The organism is Bradyrhizobium cedriense (assembly GCF_054602315.1).
In genome coordinates this window covers 1-21,014 of sequence record NZ_JBTSWB010000012.1, presented here as the reverse complement: position 1 = coordinate 21,014, position 21,014 = coordinate 1, and the positions used below count along the sequence as shown (strand labels likewise).

The following is a 21,014-nucleotide window of genomic DNA, read 5'->3' as shown; positions in this document are numbered from 1 at the left end:
CGCATAAAGAAAGGGCCGAACGTCGTGCGCAGCTCGGGGAGCTGCGCGCTTGATGAGCAATTGGTGCACCGGCAAGCTTGGGGTATCTGATGTCCTGGATCAATAATCTGCGCATTTCCATCAAGGTTTCGGCGGTGTTTGTCGCGATCTGCCTGGTCGTCGCCGGCAGCACCGGGGCGATCTACAATTCCCTGAGCGTGATGAACTCGACGGCAAAAATGACCGTTCATACCTACGAGGTTCTTGAGCAGCTTTCCGGCCTCGTCAGCGCCATGGTCAATCAGGAAACCGGGGTCCGCGGCTATCTCGTGTCGGGCGATGCCGGCTTTCTCGGCCCCTACGAGGCCGGGCAGAAGCAATTTCAGGCGGCGGCAGCCAAGGTCGGTAGCCTGACCTCGGATAATGCGGCGCAGCAGAAGCGCCTCGATCAGGTCAAAACGTTCGCCAATGACTGGGCGACCAACATCGCACAGCGCGAAATCGCACTGATGAAGGATCCGGCAACTCAGGCAAAGGCCCGCGAACTCGAAACGTCCGGCGCGGGCAAGAAAGCCATGGATGGCTTGCGCGCCGTGGTGCAGGAAATGGACAAGGAAGAGCGGTCGCTGTTGTCGGTGCGGGCCGTGGCTGCCGAGGCTGCGTCAAGCAATGCAACTATGTCCATGCTGATCGGCGGCCTCGTCACCCTGCTGCTATCGCTTGTCGGCGCCTTCGGCGTTGCGTTTGCGGTCACCCGCCCAATCCAGCGCATCACGGCCGAGATGGAGATTCTTGCGAAGGGCGACACATCGGTTGTCGTATCGGGTACCGAACGCAAGGACGAGATCGGCGCGATGGCCCAGGCGGTTCAAGTGTTCAAGACCAATGCGATCGAGGTCGAGCGGCTGAAGACGGAACAGACTGAAACCGAGCGTCGCAATGTCGAGCAGCGCAAGCGTGACATGATCAGGCTTGCCGACGACTTCGAGAGCGCGGTCGGCGAGATCATCGGAACGGTGTCGTCTGCTTCGACCCAGCTGGAGGCATCGGCCACCACGCTCACGGGAACAGCCGAGCGCTCACAGAGACTGGCGACCACCGTCGCCGGAGCTTCGGAGGAAGCCTCGACCAACGTGCAGTCGGTAGCTTCGGCGACCGAGGAGATGGCCTCGTCAGTGGGCGAAATCAGCCGTCAGGTCCAGGAATCGGCCCGTATGGCGGGCGATGCCGTCGGTCAGGCCCGCGCCACCACCGAGCGCGTCAGCGAACTGTCCAAGGCGGCGGCCCGCATCGGCGACGTCGTCGAGCTGATCAACACCATCGCCGGCCAGACCAACCTGCTGGCGCTGAATGCCACGATCGAAGCCGCACGTGCCGGCGAAGCCGGTCGCGGCTTCGCCGTGGTGGCCTCCGAGGTGAAGGCGCTCGCCGAGCAGACCGCGAAGGCGACCGGCGAGATCGGCCAGCAGATCTCCGGCATCCAGGCGGCGACCAACGAATCGGTCGGCGCGATCAAGGAGATCTCCTCGACCATCGAGCGCCTGTCTGAAATCTCCTCGGCCATTGCCGCTGCCGTGGAAGAGCAGGGCGCGGCGACCCAGGAGATCGCCCGCAACGTGCAGCAGGCGGCGCAGGGCACGCAGCAGGTGTCGTCGAACATCACCGACGTGCAGCGCGGCGCGACCGAGACTGGTACCGCCTCCTCTCAGGTGCTGTCGGCGGCGCAGATGCTGTCCAACGACTCGAACCGGCTGAAGACCGAGGTCGGCAAGTTCCTGACTAACGTCCGCGCGGCCTGAGATCCTCGGTATCAATCGACCTGACGACGAGCGGCGCCGCAAGCGCCGCTCGTTTGCTTCGCGGGTGTCATGACGTCGGCTGCGCATGGCCTGACGTGTCGCCGCCCGTAGTCTTACGGCCACTGGGCTTCATCGATAGTTAAATTCGACTTGAGAGGGTCGAGCTTGGAAGGCGCCCGCGTTGGCGATTTGCGTCGATAGACGCGTCCAGAATTTTGCCAGGGGACTGCTATGCGCAAGAATCTTCCCGTTACCGAAATTGAGTATCCGGTAAGCGACGAGACGCTGATCGTCTCCCGCACCGACCTCAAGGGCAAGCTCGCTTACTTCAACGAAGACTTCCTCGCCGCCGCCGGTTTCACGTCGGCCGAGCTGATGGGCCAGCCCCACAACATCGTCCGTCACCCCGACATGCCACCGGAGGCGTTCGACAATCTCTGGGACACGCTGAAGGCCGGCAAACCCTGGCTCGGCGCGGTGAAGAACCGTCGCAAGAATGGCGATTTCTATTGGGTGCTCGCGACTGCTTCCCCGATCCGGGAGAACGGCCAGGTCAAAGGCTATACCTCCATCCGCACCAGGTTGCCGGCCGACCAGCGCAAGCTCGCCGAAGAGGTCTACGCTGCGATCCGTGAGAAGAAGCCGCATGGCTATCGCATCGATGCCGGCATCATCCGCCGCCGCTCACTGCTCGATCGCTTCAGCGTCTTCACCGGCACGCTGAAGGCGCGCCTCGTCACGATGATGACGCTGCAGGCGCTGTTCATACTGGGGCTCGGCATCGGCGGCGCACTCTCCACCGGCGGCTCGACCAGCCTGGTTCTGTCGCTGCTGGCGGTGGTCGGCGCCGCAATTGCCGGATTCGCCGGTCTTGCGACCATGCGTGCGATCCGGGGCCCGATGCAGCATCTCAACGACACCCTGGTCAACCTCGTGCAGGACAAGCTCGACAACCGCATCGCCATCGAGCGCGACGACGAGATCGGCGAGGCGCTGCGCAACCTCCAGACCGTGCAGACCATCATCCGCTTCAGCCGCGACGAGGTGCAGGCGGTGCAGCGCCGTGCCGAGACGCAGCGCAAGGCCGACATGACCAAGCTCGCCGACGGCTTCGAGGCCGCGATCGGCGAGATTGTCGAGACCGTCTCATCGGCCGCGACCGAGCTCGAGGCCTCGGCTTCGACGCTGTCCACGACCGCGGGCCGGGCGCAGGAACTGGCCTCGGTCGTCGCATCGGGCTCCGAAGCAGCCTCCAGCAACGTCCACTCGGTGGCATCGGCGGCCGAGGAGATGTCGTCCTCGGTCCGCGAGATCGGCCGCCAGGTGCAGGATTCCACCCGGATCGCCGGCGAAGCCGTCAGCCAGGCCCATGCCACCACAGAACGTGTGAGCGAATTGACACGGGCCGCAGCGCGGATCGGCGACGTCGTCGAGCTCATCAACGCCATTGCCGGCCAGACCAACCTGTTGGCGCTCAATGCCACGATCGAAGCGGCGCGTGCGGGCGAGGCCGGCCGCGGCTTCGCGGTCGTGGCTTCCGAGGTCAAGGCGCTCGCCGAGCAGACTGCCAAGGCCACCGGAGAAATCGGCCAGCAGGTCGGCGGCATTCAGGCGGCGACGCAGGATTCGGTCAGCGCGATCGGCGAGATCAGCGGCACCATCGCGCGTCTGTCGGAGATCGCTTCGGCGATTGCGGCGGCCGTGGAGCAGCAGGGCGCGGCGACCCAGGAGATCGCGCGCAACGTGCAGCAGGCGGCCCAGGGCACGCAGCAGGTGTCGGCCAATGTCGGCGACGTCCAGCGCGGCGCCACCGAGACCGGCTCGGCGTCGTCGCAGGTGCTGTCGGCGGCGCAAATGCTGTCGCGCGATTCCAACCGCCTCAAGCTCGAGGTCGGAAAGTTCCTGGATTCGGTCCGCGCCGCGTGAGGCGCAGGGCCGCATGGCTGCGGTGTCGTTTTCGCAGCGCGGTAGCAGGGAAGTGAATGCGGAAAGGCCGCCGGAGGTTAGCGTTTCCGGCGGTGCTCAGGTAAAGGAGGAAAGGGGATCGCCGTGGGGGCGGATTCCTTATCCTCGCTCGACCTGGAATTGCCTGGCGCATGATTGCTCTGGTCCGTATTGCCCTGAGCCGGCCATATACCTTCGTCGTGCTCGCGCTCCTGCTGCTGATCATCGGACCGCTCGCGGCGCTGCGAACCCCGACTGACATCTTCCCGGACATCCGTATTCCCGTCATCGGCGTGGTTTGGCAGTACACCGGCCTGCCACCGGACCAGATGTCCGGCCGCATCACCACCCCGTTCCAGCGCGCATTGACGACCACGGTCAACGACATCGAGCATATCGTCGCCAATTCCTACAACGGCTTTGGCATCATCAAGATCTTCTTCCAGCCCAACGTCGACATCCGCACCGCGAACGCGCAGGTCACCGCGATCTCGCAGACGCTGCTCAAGCAGATGCCGCCGGGTGCGACGCCCCCCTTGATCCTGAACTACTCCGCGTCCACCGTGCCGATCATCCAGGTGGCACTGTCCGGCGACGGGCTGACCGAGCAGAACCTCGCCGATATCGGCATCAACCAGCTCCGCACGCCGCTTGTCACCGTGCCCGGCGCGGCGATCCCGTATCCCTTCGGCGGCAAGCAGCGCCAGGTCCAGATCGATCTCAATCCGACCGCTCTCCAGGCCCGCGGCCTTTCGGGCCAGGACGTTGCCAACGCGCTCGCCGCGCAGAACCTGATCACGCCGGTCGGCACCCAGAAGATCGGCCAGTTCGAATACAACATCCAGCTCAACAACTCGCCGCTCAGGATCGACGAGCTCGGCAATCTTCCGATCAAGACCGTCAACGGCGCGATGGTCTATGTGCGCGATGTCGCGACCGTCAGGGACGGCAATCCGCCGCAGACCAACATCGTCCATGTCGACGGCAACCGCTCGGTGCTGATGATGGTGCTGAAGGCGGGCGCGACCTCGACGCTCGACATCATCGCCGGCATCAAGCAGAAGGTGATCGAGGTCAAGGACCAGTTGCCGGATGCGCTGAAGATCGGCTTCATCGGCGATCAGTCGGTGTTCGTCCGCGGTGCGATCCAGGGGGTCGCCTTCGAGGGCGTGATCGCGGCGCTGCTCACCAGCGTCATGATCCTCCTGTTCCTCGGCAGCTGGCGCTCGACCATCATCATCGCTGTCTCCATCCCGCTCTCCGTGTTGGGAGCCATCATCATGCTGTCGGCGATCGGCGAGACGCTGAACATCATGACGCTCGGCGGCCTTGCGCTCGCGGTCGGCATCCTCGTCGATGACGCCACGGTCACGATCGAGAACATCAACTACCATCTTGAGCAGGGCAAGCCGGTCGAGCAGTCGATTCTCGACGGCGCCAACCAGATCGTGACGCCGGCCTTCGTCTCGCTGCTCTGCATCTGCATCGTATTCGTGCCGATGTTCTTCCTCACGGGCGTCGCGCGCTTCCTGTTCGTGCCGATGGCGGAAGCCGTGATGTTCGCGATGATCTGGTCGTTCATCCTGTCGCGCACGCTGGTGCCGACCATGGCGAACTACCTGCTCGAGGCGCACGTCCACCACGAGGGCGGGCCGCCGAAGTCACGCAATCCCTTCGTCTGGTTCCAGCGGGGCTTCGAGGCGCGGTTCGAGCGCATCCGCGGTGGATATCGCGGCCTGCTTGACCTCGCGCTGGCGCACCGCGCGGTATTCGTGATCGGCTTCCTCTGCGTCGTCGGCGCGTCCTTCGCGCTGGTGCCGTTCCTCGGCCGCAATTTCTTTCCCGCTGTCGATGCCGGCAACATCCTGATGCATGTCCGCACCCAGGTGGGCACCCGCGTCGAGGAGACCGCGAACCAGCTCGCCGACGTCCAGAAGGCGGTGCGCAAGCTGATTCCGGGTGAGATCGAAACCATGACCGACAACATCGGCATGCCGATCTCCGGCATCAACATGACCTACAACAACACCGGCGTGATCGGCCCGCAGGACGGCGACATTCAGATCAAGCTGAAGGAAGGCCACAAGCCGACGGAAGAGCACGTAAAGGTGCTGCGCGAGCAGCTGCCGCGCCTGTTTCCCGGCGTGAGCTTCGCGTTCCTGCCGGCCGACATCGTCAGCCAGATCCTGAATTTCGGCGCGCCGGCGCCGATCGACCTGCAGATCCGCGGTGCCAATGTCGGCGCGAACTTCGCCTATGCCAACAGCCTGCTGGCGAAGGTCCGCAAGATTCCCGGCGTTGCCGATGCGCGCATCCAGCAGTCGCCGAACAATCCGACCTTCAACATCGACGTCGACCGCACCCGCGCGCAATATGTCGGCCTGACGGAGCGCGACGTCACCAACAGCCTCGTGGTCAATCTCGCCGGCTCCTCGCAGGTGGCGCCGACCTACTACCTCAATCCCGACAACGGCGTGTCCTACTCGATCGTGATGCAGACGCCGCAATACCATATGGACTCGCTCAGCGCGTTGCAGACGCTGCCGATCACCGCGGCCGGCAATTCACAGTCGCCGATCCTCGGTGGCATCGCCGACATCAAGCGTTCGACATCCAGTGCCGTGGTGTCGCAATACGACATCCAGTCGATGGTTCAGATCTTTGCCGCGACCTCGGGCCGCGATCTCGGTGCGGTGGCCGCCGACATCCGAACGGTGATCGCCGACACGGCGAAGGAGGTGCCGAAGGGCTCGTCCGTGGTGCTGCTCGGTCAGGTGCAGACCATGAACAGCGCCTTCAGCGGCCTGCTGTTTGGCCTGCTCGGGGCCGTCGTGCTGATCTACCTCCTGATCGTCGTGAACTTCCAGTCCTGGTCCGATCCGTTCGTGATCATCACCGCACTGCCGGCCGCGCTCGCCGGCATCGTCTGGATGTTGTTCATGACCGAAACGACGCTGTCGGTACCGGCGCTCACCGGCGCCATCATGTGCATGGGCGTTGCCACCGCAAACAGCGTGCTCGTGATCTCCTTCGCCCGCGAGCGCTACGAGGAACTCGGCGATCCCATCGCCGCCGCGCTCGAAGCCGGGTTCGTCCGGTTCCGTCCCGTCCTGATGACTGCGCTCGCCATGATCATCGGCATGGCGCCGATGGCGCTGGGGCTCGGCGAGGGTGGCGAGCAGAACGCGCCGCTTGGCCGGGCCGTGATCGGCGGCCTGATCTTTGCAACATTCGCCACGCTGATGTTCGTTCCCGTGGTGTTCAGCATGGTCCACAAGAAACAAGGCGCCAAGGCCGCCGCCTCATTGGAGACTCCGCATGGCGCCCACTGAACCGCGTTCCCCGGTGTCGCACCGGAAACTGGGCGTTTTTGGCGTTGCGGCACTGATTGCGGCAGGCCTCGTCGTGGGCACCGGCATCAGGGCCCGCGAGGAGCAGGGCTCCAGGTTGAAGGAATGGACCGATGATCAGGCCGTTCCGAGCGTCGGTGTAACTCTGCCCAACGCCAAGGCTCTCGACGCCACCCTCGACCTGCCGGGCCGACTGGAAGCCTATTACCGCGCCCCGATCTTTGCACGCGTGTCGGGTTACCTGAAGAGCTGGAGCGCCGACATCGGCGCGCGCGTCAAGGCCGGCCAGGTCATTGCCGAGATCGAGGCGCCCGACCTCGACCAGCAGCTCTTGCAGGCCCGCGCCGATCTCGCCAGCCAGCAGGCCAGCGCCCGGCTGTCGGAAGCAACGCTGAACCGGCGCAAGACGCTGGTCGCCTCCAACTTCGTCTCGGCGCAGGAGATCGACGAGCGCACCGCCGATCTCTCCAACAAGAAGGCGGCCGTCAATTCGGGGCAGGCCAATGTCGAGCGGCTGGAAGCGCTCGCCGGCTACAAGAAGATCACCGCGCCGTTCGACGGCGTGGTCACTGCGCGCGACACCGACGTCGGCGCGCTGATCAATGCCGGTGGCGGCTCGGGCCCGGCGATGTTCGTGATCTCCGACATCACCAGGCTGCGCGTGTACGTCAACGTTCCCCAGAACTACGTGCCGGCGATCAAGATCGGGGCCAAGGCCCTCATTGTGCTGCCGGAATATCCGAACCGGACTTTCCAGGCGACGGTAGAGGCCTCCTCACAGGCGGTCGACGTTGCCTCCGGCACGACCCGCATGCAGCTCGGGCTCGACAATTCGAATGGCGAGCTGATGCCCGGCGGCTATGCCAGCGTGAAGCTGAGCCTCCAGCGTGATGCCGCGCCGCTCAGCATTCCGGCGAGCGCACTGATCTTCAACGGCAGCGGTTTGCGCGTCGCGACCGTCGGTGCGGACGACAAGGTGCTGTTCAAGCCTGTGACGATCGCGCGCGATCTCGGCCGCGAAATCGAGCTGGCCTCGGGGATCGCAGCGGATGACCGCGTCATCACGGCGCCGCCGGATGGCCTGTCGGATGGCGATGCGGTCCGCGTCGTCGGTGCCGGCGCCAAAGGCAAGCCGGCGACGGCATCCGAGAAGCAGGCGCCAAAGGGCTAGTTCTTCTTTACCTCGCCCCCTAGTGCGGGCAGAAGTCTTCGCGCAAAGCGCGTTGGGTAAGTGAGACTCTCCGCGAGAGAAACTCTCACCGTCCTTGTGGAAACTCCCGCTCACGCCGACCCTCTCCTCCAAGCGGGAGACGGAGGCGACTAGGCCACACGCCACTCCGGCACGCCATCCGCGGCCATCGCGATCTCGCCGAGCGAACCCACCGGGGTGCGGTCCATGTCGAGCAGGCGCGCCAGCGTTGCCGCATCGCTCGCCGGGATCCGCGCCAGCGTACGGCGATCGTCTTCCGTCCGCAGCATCACTACGCCGTGCTCGACGTCGCCGCTGCGGCCATAGAGCACCGTAAAGCTCTCCACCTTGCCCTTGCCTCCAGCCTCGGCGACGAACGCCAGCACCGCGCGCTTGTTGCGGTCGGCCTCGCCTTGCACGCTGGTCTCCTGCGCCAGCGCTTCGCGCGGCGGCGCCTTTGAGACCACCAGCGCATGATGCTTGGTGACGAAGCCGCCCTGGCCGTAGAGCAGGCCGAGTTTTGCGCCATCGCGCACACGCCGCACCATCGCGCAAGCCGCGTGCGTCATGTAGGTGTTGAGAGGCGCGCCGAAGAAGGTGAGCCCGCCGGTCACGGTCGGCTGCACGTCGGCGGAAAGGCCCAGCGTCCGCCGCGCCATCTTGGGCACGCAGGGGAAGCAGCTATAGAGCTCGATTGCGTCGAACTGTTTGCCGTCGCCGCCGGCGAGGTCCATCACGGCTTTCAGCACCGCGTTCTGCGGATGGCTCTCGTAGAACTGGTCGCGCAGGAGATAATCGCGCGGCTCTTCGGCCGAGGCTCCGCCGAGCGGGTAGACCAGTCGGTCCTCGGAAATCCCGGCCGCTCGCGCTTTGGCAAGGCTGGTGAGCAGCAGCGCCCCTCCCATATTGACGCTCGGGTTGGCAACCATGAGCTTGTTGTACGGCCACGCGATCAGGCGGTTGTCGGCGGTCGGCGTCGTGATCTCTTCAGGCGCATAGCGCCGCTTCAGCCAGGCATTCGGATTTTGCGCGGCGGCTTCCGAATAGCGCGACCACAGCACACCGGACTCGGCCATCGCCTCGCGCGGTGTCTGGCCCCAATGCGCGGAGGAGGCCGCTTCATAGAACGGATAGACCGTGACGGGACGAAACACGCCGAGCTTCACCGCCAGCGGCTTCTGGAACGCCGCGCCGCGCTTGGGCTCCTCGACGTCATGGGCGAATGGCGTCCACGGCAGCTTCGCGCCGGCGCGCTCCGCCTTGGTCGCGGTCGACTGCGCCTCTGCGCCGCACACGGCCGCCACGGTGCACTCGCCGCGTGCGATGCGCTTTGCGGCCTCGTGGATGTAGCGGATCGGGCTCTCGCCGCCGACCGGGCCGTAATAGCAGTGCGCGGGCGTGATCCCGAGCCGTTGCGCCAGAAGCTTCTCCGGATCGCGATAACGCCAGCTCAGGAAGTTGACGACGTCCAGCGACTGCACCTCGCCGAGCAGCTTTGCGCCGGCGTCCGTTTCCGCGCGTCGCAACGCCTGCTCCAGCAGATCGAGCGGTTCGAGGCCTTCCGTGATCTCCTTGGGGCGATCGACGATCTCGCCGATGCCGACGATGACGGGGATGTGGTCAGGGGAAACTGTCGTCATTGTCCTTGCTTCTTCGCTCTCTCAAAAGGTCTCCGACCTCATCCTGAGGAGCCTGCGAAGCAGGCGTCTCGAAGGATGGGCCGCGGGCTCTCATGGTTCGAGACGGCGCTTGCGCGCCTCCTCACCACGAGGGTCTACACCTGCTCCGCCACCAGCGCATTCATGTGCTCGACGGCTTCGGCAAAATCTTCCTTGAACTCCTGAACCACGGCGCCCGCCGATTTCACGCTGTCGATCAGCCCGACGCCCTGGCCGACGAAGTAACTCACGAGATCGCGCGCTTTGGCGTTGCCGGCTGCCGCCGCGCGGTCGATCGAATTGAAGGCGTCGCGGCTGATGATGCTTTGCAGCGGCATCGGCAGCGCGCCGGGGCTCTCCGGCGCGCGGTCCCAGGCATCGGTCCAGACCGAGCGGAGTTGCCGGGCCGGCTTGCCGGTGCGGCCCTTCGAGCGAACGGCGTCGCGGGAGGAGGCCGCGATCATCTTCTCGCGAAAGATCTCCGTGGTCTCCGCTTCGACGGTGGCGAGCCACACCGAGCCGGTCCAGGCGCCCGCCGCGCCCATCGCCATGCAGGCGGCCATCTGCCGTCCCGTCATGATGCCGCCGGCCGCCAGCACCGGCACGTCGCGGATGTTCTTGATCGCCTTGATCACCTCCGGCACCAGCACCATGGTCGAGACCTCGCCGCAATGACCGCCGGCCTCGGTGCCCTGCACCACGAGGATGTCGACGCCGGCCGCGACCTGGCGCAGCGCGTGCTCCTTTGCGCCGACCAGGGCCGCAACGGGGACGCGATGTTTCTTGCCCATCTCGATCATCGCCTTTGGCGGCACGCCGAGCGCATTGGCGATCAGGCGGATCGGGTGGTTGAATGAAACCTCGAGCAGTTCGAGCGCGGTCTTGGCGTCGAACGGCTGCGGCTGGTCAGCCGCAACCTCCGTGGTGGTGAGTTCTATATCGTACTTCTTCAGCAAGTCGCGCGTGTAATTGCGGTGCTCTTGCGGCACGCGCGCTTCCAGGCTTTTCCAGCTGACGTCCATCTCGCCGGCCGTGGAGATGTTTTCCGGGATGAGCACGTCGATGCCGTAGGGCCTTCCGTCCACGTGATCGTCGATCCACTTCAACTCGCGTTCGAGCGTATCCGGCGTGTGCACGGTCGCGCCCAGCACGCCGAAGCCGCCGGCGCGGCTGACGGCGGCGACGACATCGCGGCAATGGCTGAAGGCGAGCAGTGGGAACTCGATTCCCAGCATGTCGCAGATCGGCGATTTCATGGCCCTCTCCCGGCGGCAGCGTCGCGCGCTTGTTGTTTTCGCTGGCGAAGCAAAGTGACGCGAGCCGATCGATGACATGCCGGATTCGACGAGGCATCTTGTGTGTAGGCGTCGCGCTCCTCGCACAGGCCGCGGCGTCCCAGGTGACGCCGTCATTCCGGGGCTCGCATCAGCGAGAACCCGGAATCCATTTTTCAGAGCATTCCTGGCAGCGTGATGGATTCCGGGCTCGCCCTGCGGGCGCCCCGGAATGACGGGGAGGGAGCTTGTCATGACGAAACGGTGAGATGCCCCGCCCGGCAATGCATTTCATAGGGCTTGCCATCGGCCAATCGCGGTCTAATTAATGCAGGCGCATCTTTCTGCCGGAGCCTTTCGCATGACCGACACCCCCGCCTACGTGCCGCCCAAAGTCTGGACCTGGAACAAGGAGAATGGCGGGCAGTTCGCCAGCATCAACCGCCCGATCGCCGGCCCCACCCACGACAAGGAGCTGCCGGTCGGCAGGCATCCGCTCCAGCTTTATTCGCTGGCGACGCCGAACGGGGTGAAGGTCACGGTCATGCTGGAGGAGCTCCTGGCGCTCGGCCACAAGGGTGCCGAATACGATGCCTGGCTGATCAAGATCGGCAACGGCGATCAGTTCGGTAGCGGCTTCGTGGAGATCAACCCGAACTCGAAGATCCCGGCGCTGATGGACCGCTCAGGCCCCGAGCCGATCCGGGTGTTCGAGTCCGGCTCAATCCTGTTTTACCTGGCCGAGAAGTTCGGCGCCTTCCTGCCGAAGGACATCAAGGCCCGCACCGAGGCGATGTCCTGGCTGTTCTGGCAGATGGGCAGCGCCCCCTATCTCGGCGGGGGCTTTGGCCATTTCTATGCCTATGCACCGTTCAAGATCGAGTACGCCATCGATCGTTTCGCAATGGAAGTCAAACGCCAGCTCGATGTGCTCGACCGCCGCCTCGCCGACAACGAGTATCTGGCTGGCAGCGAATATACCATCGCCGACATGGCGGTGTGGCCCTGGTATGGCGCGCTCGCCAAGGGTCTGGTCTATGGCGCCGGGGAATTCCTCTCGGTGCAGGACTACAAGAACGTGCAGCGCTGGACCGACGAGATCGCCAAGCGTCCGGCCGTGAAGCGCGGCCGCATGGTCAACCGCATCTCCGGCGATCCCGCCAGCCAGCTCCACGAACGCCATGACGCCAGCGATTTCGAAACAAAGACGCAGGACAAGCTCGCGCCGGCGACGTAAGGCGGCGCGCTCTTTCTTCACGTCGCTCCGCTTGCGGCAGGGCTCTCATATGCGATAGCCCTGCCGCAAGCGGGACGAGGGAGCGCACCTTCGCCGTGGCGTGGGCCTCACTTCCCCTTCACACCCTCCGCCGCGGGAAATACCACGCGGTCGTCGGTGCGGCAGTAGCGGTCGGCGAACATGCGGCCGATCGGGTGATACCGGTCCATGTGTACCCGCATCGCCTTGTCGTCCCAAAGTTCGTCGCGGATGTGAAAGTGGATGCCCTCGCCCATGATCAGGCGGCGGTCATTGTTGACGTCGATCATCTTCCACAGCTTGCACTCCATCGCCCACGGCGCGTCGGCGATCCGAGGCACGGCGATCTTGGCCGAGGGGGCGAGCTTCAGCCCGAGATAGTCGGGCTCGCCGATCTCGGGCGGAAAATCGCCGCTGCTCTCGTGCATCGCTTTCGCCAGCGGCTCGTCGGCGAGGTTGACCACGAACTCGCCGGTGCGCTGGATGTTGAGGAAAGTGTCCTTGTCCTGACCGTTCGGCTTGCGGTTCGCCGCGAACATGCACAGCGGCGGATCCTCGCAGAAGGCGTTGAAGAAGCTGAACGGTGCGGCGTTGACCACGCCGGTCGGCCCGAGCGAGGTCACCCACGCGATCGGCCGCGGCAATATGAACGAGGTCAGCACCTTGTAACGCTCGCGTGGAGTCAAATCGCTGGCGGCGTAGTCCATGATGGCTCCTGGCAAGTCGTCATTGCCGGGCTTGACCCGGCAATCCATCAATCCTGAAGAATGTTTCCTTCGATGGATGCGCGGGTCAAGCCCGCGCATGACGACTCGAGATCACGCCATGCTCAGCTCGTGGCGCCCGACCACCATCCAGTGCACCTCGTCCGGACCGTCCGCAAAGCGCAGGTGGCGGACGTCCTGGTACATCTCGGCGAGCGGGGTCCAGTGCGAGATGCCGGTGGCGCCGTGCATCTGGATCGCCTGGTCGATGATCTTGCAGGCGCGCTCCGGCACCATGGCCTTGACCATGGAAACCCAGACGCGGGCCTCCTTGTTGCCGAGCACGTCCATCGCCTTCGCGGCCTTCAGCACCATCAGCCGCATCGCCTCGATCTCGCAGCGCGCCTGCGCGATGATCTGCATGTTGCCGCCGAGATGGGCGATCTTCTTGCCGAAGGCTTCGCGGGTGAGGCCACGCTGCACCATGAGATCGAGCGCCTTCTCGGCCTTGCCGATGGTGCGCATGCAGTGATGGATGCGGCCCGGCCCAAGGCGGAGCTGCGAGATCTCGAAGCCGCGGCCTTCGCCGAGCAGGATGTTCTCCTTGGGGACACGGACGTTGTTGAAGCGCATGTGCATGTGGCCGCGCGGGGCGTGGTCCTGACCGAACACGTACATGGGCCCGAGCACCTCGACGCCGGGCGTGTCGCGCGGCACCAGGATCTGCGACTGCTGCTTGCTCGGCGCTGCATCCGGATTGGTCTTCACCATGACGATGAGGATCTTGCAGCGGGGGTCGCCGACACCTGAGATGTAGTATTTCTCGCCGTTGATGACCCATTCGTCGCCGACGAGCTTGGCCGTGGTCGAGATGTTCTTGGCGTCGGAGGACGCGACGTTCGGCTCGGTCATGACATAGGCCGAGCGGATCTCGCCGTTGAGCAGCGGCTTCAGCCACTTTTCCTTCTGCTCCTTGGTGCCGACGCGCTCCAGCACTTCCATGTTGCCGGTGTCGGGCGCCGAGCAGTTCATGGTCTCGGACGCCAGCGGGCTCTTGCCCAGCTCGGCCGCGATATAGGCGTAGTCGAGATTCTTCAGGCCCTGGCCGGTCTCGTCATCGGGCAGGAAGAAGTTCCAGAGGCCTTCCTGCTTGGCCTTGTTCTTGGCCTTCTCCAGGACCTCGAGCTGCTTCGGCGTGAAGCTCCAGCGATCCTCCTTGCCTTCGCCGGCCTTGGCGAACTCGATCGACATCGGCTCGACCGTGTCGCGGATGAACTTCTTGACGTGATCATAGAGCGGACGGACCTGGTCCGACATGCGCAGGTCGTTGAGTTCGTCACCGGGACTGAGGGTGTAGTTGGTCGTGCGGGGAATGTAGGCGTGTTTTGTCATTGTTCCTCCCGTGTCGCTGAGAACGTGCTGGACGCGAGAATAGTCGCAGCGTTGCGAAAGTGCGAGCGCGCATTTTCACGCGCAGGCATGCCATGCGGTGGAATTCGCGAGAGCGTTTGAAATGTTGTTTGAACGGCGTAGGGGGTTCGGCGCGTCCGCGCTGCAATCCCAACTGTCATGCCCCGGTCAGGCCGGGGCATGACAGCGATGGCTTGGCTAGCTCGGCATCCGGTGCATCGCGCAGATCTTGTTGCCGTCGAGGTCGCGCAGGTAGGCCAGATAGAGCTTGCCGCCCGGGCCCTGGCGAACGCCGGGCGGGTCCTCGATCGACTTGCCACCGGCAGCTAGTCCGGCTTCGTGCCATTTGTCGACCTGCTCCGGCGAGCTGCAGGCAAAGCCAATCGTGCCCCCGTTCGCGCAGGTCGCCGGCTCGCCGTTGATCGGCTTCGACACCGAGAACACGCCGGTCTTGGTGATGTAGAAGATCCGGTGACCGTCGACCTTGGCTGGCCGCACATCGATCGTGTCGAGCAGCTTGTCGTAGAACGCCTTGGCCTTATCGAGGTCGTTGGTGCCGATCATGACGTGTGAGAACATTTGCCCATTCCCTCAGAGTTTGTGGCCCGGATGGAGCGTAGCGAAATCCGGGTCTGTTTTGCTTTGGCCGTCCCGGGTCGCGCCTCGCTCCATCCGGGGGACTCGGAAGATCAGAACGCTGTATAGCCGCCGTCGATCACGAACGTATCGGCGGTGTGATACGACGACGCCCTGCTCATCAGATATACCGCGATGCCGCCGAAATCGGATGCTTCGCCGAAGCGCCGCATCGGAATGCGCGGCATGACGTTGGCGACGAACTTGTCGTTGGCCATCAGCCCCGCGGTCATGTCACTCTTGATCCAGCCTGGCAGGATTGCGTTGGCGGTGACGCCGTGACGCGCCAGCTCGACACCGAGCGCGCGGACCAGCGCGTTGATGGCGGCCTTGGTTGCGGCGTAATGTTCGTTGCGCGCCGTGCCGAAGATCGAGGCCAGGCTCGAGGTCGCGACGAGGCGGCCGAACGGATCGCCGGCATTGGCGCGATCCGTCATGTGCTTCGCGGCGGCCTGGAAGGCGTGGAACACGCCGTCCAAATTGGTCGCGAACATCGTGCGCCATTCCTCCTCGGTGCGCTCGATGAAGGAGCGCCGGCCGCCGCCGCCGATGCCGGCATTGGCGAAGCAGCCGTCGACCCGACCGAAGCTGTCGAGCGTCGCCTTCATCGCGGCATTGACCGAGGCCGGATCGGTGACGTCGCAGACGCGGGTGTCGACCTTGCCGGAGAGGCCCGCCATGCTCGCGGCGGCGGCCTTGTTCTTGTCGGCATTGCGGCCCCAGATCGAGACGTTGCAGCCCTGGACCGCGAGCGCCTGCGCGATGCCGAGCCCGATGCCGCCATTGCCGCCGGTGATCACGGCCACGCGGCCGGTGAGGTCGAAAAGGTTCATGGCGCGTTTCCCGTATCTGGCAAGACTTCCTGGCGTCAGGCGCATCAGCCGCTGCGCACAAGATTGCTTGCTATGCTCCGATCACCATGGACAAGGTCGCGACAAAAATCAAATATGCCCCCGGCAAAAAGTAATTCCGGTCTGCGAAACTGTCGCAGGCCGCAACCGACGAGGAAACCATGCAGTTCAAACACGTCACGCTCGATTTCGATGGCGCGGTCGCGATCCTCAGGCTCGACCATCAGGAGGTGATGAACGCGGTCTCGGTGGACATGTTGGGCGGTCTCGCCGAGGCGCTCGATGCGATCGAGGAGAAGAAGGACGAGGTGCGCTGCGTGGTTCTGACCGGCGCGGGCCGTGCGTTCTGCACCGGTGCAAATCTCCAGGGCCGCAACGACCAGTCGAAGAAGACCAAGGCAGGCCTGACGCTGGAAACCGGCTTCCACCCGTTCCTGCGCCGCATCCGCAATCTGCACTGTCCGATCGTCACCGCGGTCAACGGTCCCGCCGCCGGCGCCGGCATGAGCTTCGCGCTGCTCGGCGACATGATCCTGTGCGCGCGCTCGTCCTATTTCCTGCAGGCATTCCGCCGCATCGGGCTCGTGCCGGATTGCGGCTCGACCTGGTTGTTGCCGCGCCTCATCGGCCGGGCGCGCTCGATCGAATTGTCGCTGATGGGGGAGCGGCTGCCGGCGGAGAAGGCGCTGGAATGGGGGCTCGTCAACCGCGTCTACGACGACGGCGTGCTGATGGAGGAGGCGATGAAGCTCGCGCGCGAACTCGCCAGCGGCCCGACGGTCGCACTGTCCCTGATCCGCAAGCTCTATTGGGACAGTCCGGAAAATTCCTTCGAGGATCAGCTCAATCTCGAGTTCCAGTGCCAACTCCGTGCCGGCGACACCCAGGATTTTCGCGAGGGCGTCGGCGCCTTCCTGGAAAAGCGTCCCGCGCAGTTCAAAGGCAAATGATCGAGGCGGAGCTTTCGCGCAGCGTCAAGCGCTGGTGCCCGGACGCGACCGGCGTCACCGGAGCGGCAAAGCTGTCCGGCGGCGCCAGCCAGGAAACCTGGCGCTTCGACATTATGCATCCCGATGGGTCGATCGGCGCGATCCTGCGCCGCTCGCCGAAGGGCTATGGCGCGGCGCCGACGCGCGCGGCGGGTCTTGCCGCGGAAGCGCAGCTGATGCAGCTCGCCTATGAGGCGGGCGTACCGTCGCCGCGCGTGATGCATGTGCTCGTGCCGGAGGACGATCTCGGCACCGGCTTCATCATGCAGCGGGTCGAGGGCGAGACCATCGCACGCAAGATCCTGCGCGATGACGAATACGCCACGGCACGGCCGATTCTGGCACGGCAGATCGGCGGCATTCTCGCGGGGCTGCACAGGTTGCCGCAGAACAGCCTGCCCGAACTGCGACATATGACGGCGGCCAAGGAGATCGGCGAGTTCGAGCGCGACTATCGCAGCCTGAACTGGCCCAAGCCCGTGTTCGAGCTGGCGCTGCGCTGGCTGCGCGACCACGATCCGGGTCCCGCGGCCGAGACGACGCTGGTGCATGGCGATTTCCGTAACGGCAATCTCATCATCGGTGCCGACGGCGTCCGCGCCGTGCTCGACTGGGAGCTCGCTCATCTCGGCGATCCCATGGAGGATCTCGGCTGGGTCTGCGTCAATTCGTGGCGTTTCGGCGAGATCGACAAGCCCGTCGGCGGCTTTGGTTCTCGTGAGGACCTGTTCGCGGGCTACGAGGCGGCGGGTCGCAAGGTTGATCCGGCGCGCGTGAAATTCTGGGAAGTGATGGGCACGCTGCGCTGGGGCATCATGTGCGGCGGCATGATGCAGCGCTTCCGCGAGGGGCCGGACCATTCCATGGAGCGCGCCATGATCGGCCGCCGCGCCTCCGAGACCGAAATCGATCTGTTGCGGCTGCTCGCGCCGCGCGGGAGTTGAGCCATGCAGGACGAACCGACACCGATCGAGCTGACGAACGCGGTCGCCGACTTCCTCCGCAACGACATCACGCCGCTGATCTCCGGTCACCAGGCCTTCAAGCTGCGCGTCGCGGTCAACATCCTCGACCTCGTGACGCGGCAACTGACGCGGGAGGAACGGAGCGATGCTGCGGAGGTGGAGCGCCTGCGCGCGCTGCTCGGCATGGACGGCTCGGTGACGGAGCTCAATCGCGCGCTCGCCGAGCGCATCGGGAAAGGCGAGCTTGATCTGGCAACGCCGGGGCTAGCCGAACACCTCTGGGCGACCACGATGGACAAGCTCGCCGTCGATCAGCCGAACTACGCGTCCTACAAGCGGGAGTTGTCGCGAGGCGGACAGGTGTAGCAAGATTCTCTGCTGTCATTCCGGGGCGTCGCGGAGCGACGAGCCCGGAATCCATCGAGCGGCAGATCGCGTTGATTAATGGATTCCGGGCTCGCGCCCAAGAGGGCGCGCCCCGGAATGACGGTGGTGGAGAGATGCGTTATTTCCCCACCCATTTCGGCGGCCGCTTCTCCGAAAACGCCTTCGGGCCTTCGATGTAGTCCTGCGAGGCGACCATCGCCTTCACCGCCGGATATTCCCGCTGCTCCTCGATGGCCTGCTCCAGCGACACGCCAAGTCCCTTCTGGATCGCCTGTTTCGAGGCCCGGATCGACATCGGCGAATTCTTGGCGATCATCTCCGCCCAGCGCAGCGCGGCCGTCAGGGCTTCGCCCTGCGGCACCACCTCGTTGACGAAGCCGAGCTCCTGGCCTTCCTTGGCGCTGACATGGCGCGCGGTGAGGATCATGCCCATGGCGCGCTTCAGCCCGATCTGGCGCGGCAGGCGGTGCAGGCCGCCGGCGAGCGCGGCGAGGCCGACGCGCGGCTCGGGCAGTGCGAAGGTTGCGTTCTCCGATGCGATGATCAGGTCGCAGGCGAGCGCGATCTCGAAGCCGCCGCCCATCGCCACGCCGTTCACCGCAGCGATGATCGGCTTGTCGCAGTCGAACCGTGAGGTGAGGCCGGCAAAGCCGCCCTTGTCCCAGCCGCGCTTGCCGCCCGCCGCCTGCCACTTCAGGTCGTTGCCGGCGCAGAACGCCTTGTCGCCGGCGCCGGTGACGATCGCGATCCACTGCTCGGCGTCCCCAGAGAAATCGTCGAACACCTTCTGAAGTTCGAAATGCGCATCGGTATGCAGCGCGTTGTAGACCTCGGGCCGCGACAGCGTGACGATCGTGATCGGTCCCTTGCGTTCCACCTTGGAAAACTTCAGCTCCATCGCGCGCTCCCGCATTTTCTCGTGAAGGAATATTGGAGACATACTACCGCGCGATGGCGGCAGGGCACCATCGAATTGCGCAATGCGCCTTGCGCGCGCCACACGCCTCGGCTTGCTTGACTTGCGCGCGCTCTTCTCACCTTAATCACGCGAAGCAAAGACGCGACTAGCGCCTTAACGCAAAACGACAAAATCAATCCGGGAGAGAACCTTTGGATTTCTCATTGCCAGCCGACCTCGTCGCCTATCTCGGAGAGCTCGATCGTTTCATCGAACGCGAGATCAAGCCGCTGGAAGAGGCCGACGACAACATCCGCTTCTTCGACCACCGTCGCGAATGGGCGCGTACCGATTTCGAGAATGGCGGCCTGCCGCGTCACGAATGGGAAGCGCTGCTGCGCAAGGCCAAGGATCTCGCCGACGCCGCCGGACATCTGCGCTTTCCGGTGCCGAAGCAATATGGCGGCAGGGACGGCTCCAACCTCTGGATGGCAGTGATCCGCGAGCACTTCGCCGCCAAGGGGCTTGGACTGCACAATGACCTCCAGAACGAGCACTCGATCGTCGGCAATTTCCCCGTGGTCACGATGCTCGACCGCTACGGCCGCGACGACCAGAAGGCGATGATCGACGGTTCGATCAGGGGCAAGTATCGCATCACCTTTGGCCTGACCGAGCCGCATCACGGCTCGGATGCGACCCACATGGAGACGCGCGCGGTGCCGGCGACCCGCGACAACGTCAAGGGCTGGATCATCAACGGCGAGAAGATGTGGACGACGGGCATGCACGTCGCCACGCATTGCGCGCTGTTCGCGCGCACCGGCGGCAATGACGGCGATGCCCGCGGCATCACTTGCTTCCTGGTTCCCGCGAAGAGCCCTGGCGTCAAGGTTGAAGAATACATGTGGACCTTCAACATGCCGACCGACCATCCGCGCGTCAGCTTCACCGACGTTTTCGTACCGGAGGATGCGCTGTTCGGCGAAGTCGGTCGCGGCCTCTCGCTGGCGCAGTGCTTCGTCCATCAGAATCGCATTCGTCAGGCCGCAAGCTCGCTGGGCGCTGCCGTCTACTGCATCAACGAAAGTGTCAAATACGCGCGCGAGCGAAAGCCATTCGGCAGGGCGCTCGCCGAGAACCAGGCGATCCAGTTCCCGCTGGTCGAGCTAGCGACGCAAGCCGAAATGTTGCGCCTGTTGATCCGCAAGACCGCCTGGGAGATGGACCAACTCACCGAGGAGCAGGTCGAACGCACGCTCTCCGACCGCGTCTCGATGTGCAACTACTGGGCAAACCGCCTCTGCTGCGAGTCCGCCGACCGTGCCATGCAGGTGCACGGCGGCATGGGCTATTCACGCCACAAGCCGTTCGAGCACATCTACCGCCACCACCGGAGATACCGCATCACCGAAGGCAGCGAGGAGATCCAGATGCGGAAGGTAGCGGGGTTCCTGTTCGGCTATATGGGGCCAGGCAAGCACTGAGGGGATTGTCGCGAGCGAAGCGATCCAAAGTCTTTCCAGAGAGACAGTCTGGATTGCTTCGTCGCAAGGGCTCCTCGCAATGACGGAGGAGAGAGGCGCGCATCTGCCTCCACCGTCATATGTGGACGGCCCCTATTGGCAAGCACTTTTTGAAATATCGAACGACTTGGTCGGCTTCAGTCATATGTCCGGCCTGTTGGTGCGGGTTTACGACCGCTGGCCCTGATGAAATCCGATTG

Annotated in this window: 16 protein-coding genes; 9 read left to right on the top strand and 7 right to left on the bottom strand. The window is 64.7% G+C overall.

Features of this window, described 5'->3' with window-relative positions; all coding sequences use genetic code 11:
• Positions 1–89: 89 nt before the first annotated feature.
• The 4 genes from ACYCVF_RS34950 (at position 90) to ACYCVF_RS34935 (ending at position 8,243) form a co-directional block, all read left to right on the top strand.
• Complete coding sequence (locus ACYCVF_RS34950; RefSeq protein ID WP_459604638.1) at positions 90–1,778, top strand: methyl-accepting chemotaxis protein; 1,689 nt, start codon at positions 90–92, stop codon at positions 1,776–1,778.
• Between the two features lie 231 nt (positions 1,779–2,009).
• Positions 2,010–3,704: a methyl-accepting chemotaxis protein gene (locus ACYCVF_RS34945; RefSeq protein ID WP_459604637.1), complete on the top strand. Its 1,695-nt coding sequence runs from the start codon at positions 2,010–2,012 to the stop codon at positions 3,702–3,704.
• A gap of 170 nt (positions 3,705–3,874) precedes the next feature.
• Positions 3,875–7,054 (top strand): efflux RND transporter permease subunit, encoded by a 3,180-nt coding sequence (locus tag ACYCVF_RS34940; protein ID WP_459604636.1) that lies wholly within the window; start codon positions 3,875–3,877, stop codon positions 7,052–7,054.
• Positions 7,041–8,243, top strand: a complete 1,203-nt coding sequence (locus ACYCVF_RS34935; RefSeq protein ID WP_459604635.1) for an efflux RND transporter periplasmic adaptor subunit — start codon at positions 7,041–7,043, stop codon at positions 8,241–8,243. The genes ACYCVF_RS34940 and ACYCVF_RS34935 overlap by 14 nt, the downstream gene beginning before the upstream one ends.
• Positions 8,244–8,392: 149 nt before the next feature.
• Here ACYCVF_RS34935 and ACYCVF_RS34930 read toward each other — a convergent pair whose 3' ends face one another.
• Positions 8,393–9,901 carry an acetyl-CoA acetyltransferase gene (locus tag ACYCVF_RS34930; protein WP_459604634.1) on the bottom strand — a complete coding sequence of 503 codons (1,509 nt, stop codon included), beginning with the start codon at positions 9,899–9,901 and terminating at the stop codon, positions 8,393–8,395.
• A 134-nt stretch (positions 9,902–10,035) separates the two neighbouring features.
• Complete coding sequence (locus ACYCVF_RS34925) at positions 10,036–11,175, bottom strand: nitronate monooxygenase (RefSeq protein ID WP_459604633.1); 1,140 nt, start codon at positions 11,173–11,175, stop codon at positions 10,036–10,038.
• A 379-nt stretch (positions 11,176–11,554) separates the two neighbouring features.
• Here ACYCVF_RS34925 and yghU point away from each other — a divergent pair, with 379 nt between their 5' ends.
• On the top strand, positions 11,555–12,430 hold the full coding sequence (gene yghU / locus ACYCVF_RS34920) for a glutathione-dependent disulfide-bond oxidoreductase (protein WP_459604632.1): 876 nt from the start codon (positions 11,555–11,557) through the stop codon (positions 12,428–12,430).
• 107 nt (positions 12,431–12,537) lie between these two features.
• Here the strand turns inward: yghU and ACYCVF_RS34915 are convergent, their stop codons facing one another.
• From ACYCVF_RS34915 to ACYCVF_RS34900, 4 genes are all read right to left on the bottom strand, one after another.
• Positions 12,538–13,155 carry a flavin reductase family protein gene (locus ACYCVF_RS34915; protein ID WP_459604631.1) on the bottom strand — a complete coding sequence of 206 codons (618 nt, stop codon included), beginning with the start codon at positions 13,153–13,155 and terminating at the stop codon, positions 12,538–12,540.
• A gap of 111 nt (positions 13,156–13,266) precedes the next feature.
• Positions 13,267–14,544 carry an acyl-CoA dehydrogenase family protein gene (locus tag ACYCVF_RS34910; protein WP_061020230.1) on the bottom strand — a complete coding sequence of 426 codons (1,278 nt, stop codon included), beginning with the start codon at positions 14,542–14,544 and terminating at the stop codon, positions 13,267–13,269.
• A 216-nt stretch (positions 14,545–14,760) separates the two neighbouring features.
• A complete protein-coding gene (locus ACYCVF_RS34905; protein ID WP_459604630.1) occupies positions 14,761–15,141 on the bottom strand; it encodes a VOC family protein in 381 nt (126 codons plus the stop codon).
• A gap of 110 nt (positions 15,142–15,251) precedes the next feature.
• Positions 15,252–16,031: an SDR family NAD(P)-dependent oxidoreductase gene (locus ACYCVF_RS34900; RefSeq protein ID WP_459604629.1), complete on the bottom strand. Its 780-nt coding sequence runs from the start codon at positions 16,029–16,031 to the stop codon at positions 15,252–15,254.
• 179 nt (positions 16,032–16,210) lie between these two features.
• Here ACYCVF_RS34900 and ACYCVF_RS34895 point away from each other — a divergent pair, with 179 nt between their 5' ends.
• Genes ACYCVF_RS34895 through ACYCVF_RS34885 form a run of 3 tightly spaced genes read left to right on the top strand, consistent with a single transcriptional unit; the run spans position 16,211 to position 18,369 of the window.
• Positions 16,211–16,999 carry an enoyl-CoA hydratase/isomerase gene (locus ACYCVF_RS34895; RefSeq protein ID WP_459604628.1) on the top strand — a complete coding sequence of 263 codons (789 nt, stop codon included), beginning with the start codon at positions 16,211–16,213 and terminating at the stop codon, positions 16,997–16,999.
• Positions 16,996–17,982, top strand: a complete 987-nt coding sequence (locus ACYCVF_RS34890; protein ID WP_459604627.1) for a phosphotransferase family protein — start codon at positions 16,996–16,998, stop codon at positions 17,980–17,982. Before ACYCVF_RS34895 ends, ACYCVF_RS34890 begins: the two co-directional genes overlap by 4 nt.
• 3 nt (positions 17,983–17,985) lie before the next feature.
• On the top strand, positions 17,986–18,369 hold the full coding sequence (locus tag ACYCVF_RS34885) for a DUF6285 domain-containing protein (protein WP_459604626.1): 384 nt from the start codon (positions 17,986–17,988) through the stop codon (positions 18,367–18,369).
• 139 nt (positions 18,370–18,508) lie between these two features.
• On the opposite strand, the gene ACYCVF_RS34880 is transcribed toward ACYCVF_RS34885, so the two are convergent.
• On the bottom strand, positions 18,509–19,288 hold the full coding sequence (locus tag ACYCVF_RS34880; RefSeq protein WP_459604625.1) for an enoyl-CoA hydratase-related protein: 780 nt from the start codon (positions 19,286–19,288) through the stop codon (positions 18,509–18,511).
• 212 nt (positions 19,289–19,500) lie between these two features.
• Here ACYCVF_RS34880 and ACYCVF_RS34875 point away from each other — a divergent pair, with 212 nt between their 5' ends.
• Positions 19,501–20,775: an acyl-CoA dehydrogenase family protein gene (locus ACYCVF_RS34875; RefSeq protein WP_459604624.1), complete on the top strand. Its 1,275-nt coding sequence runs from the start codon at positions 19,501–19,503 to the stop codon at positions 20,773–20,775.
• The last annotated feature ends 239 nt before the right edge of the window (positions 20,776–21,014 follow it).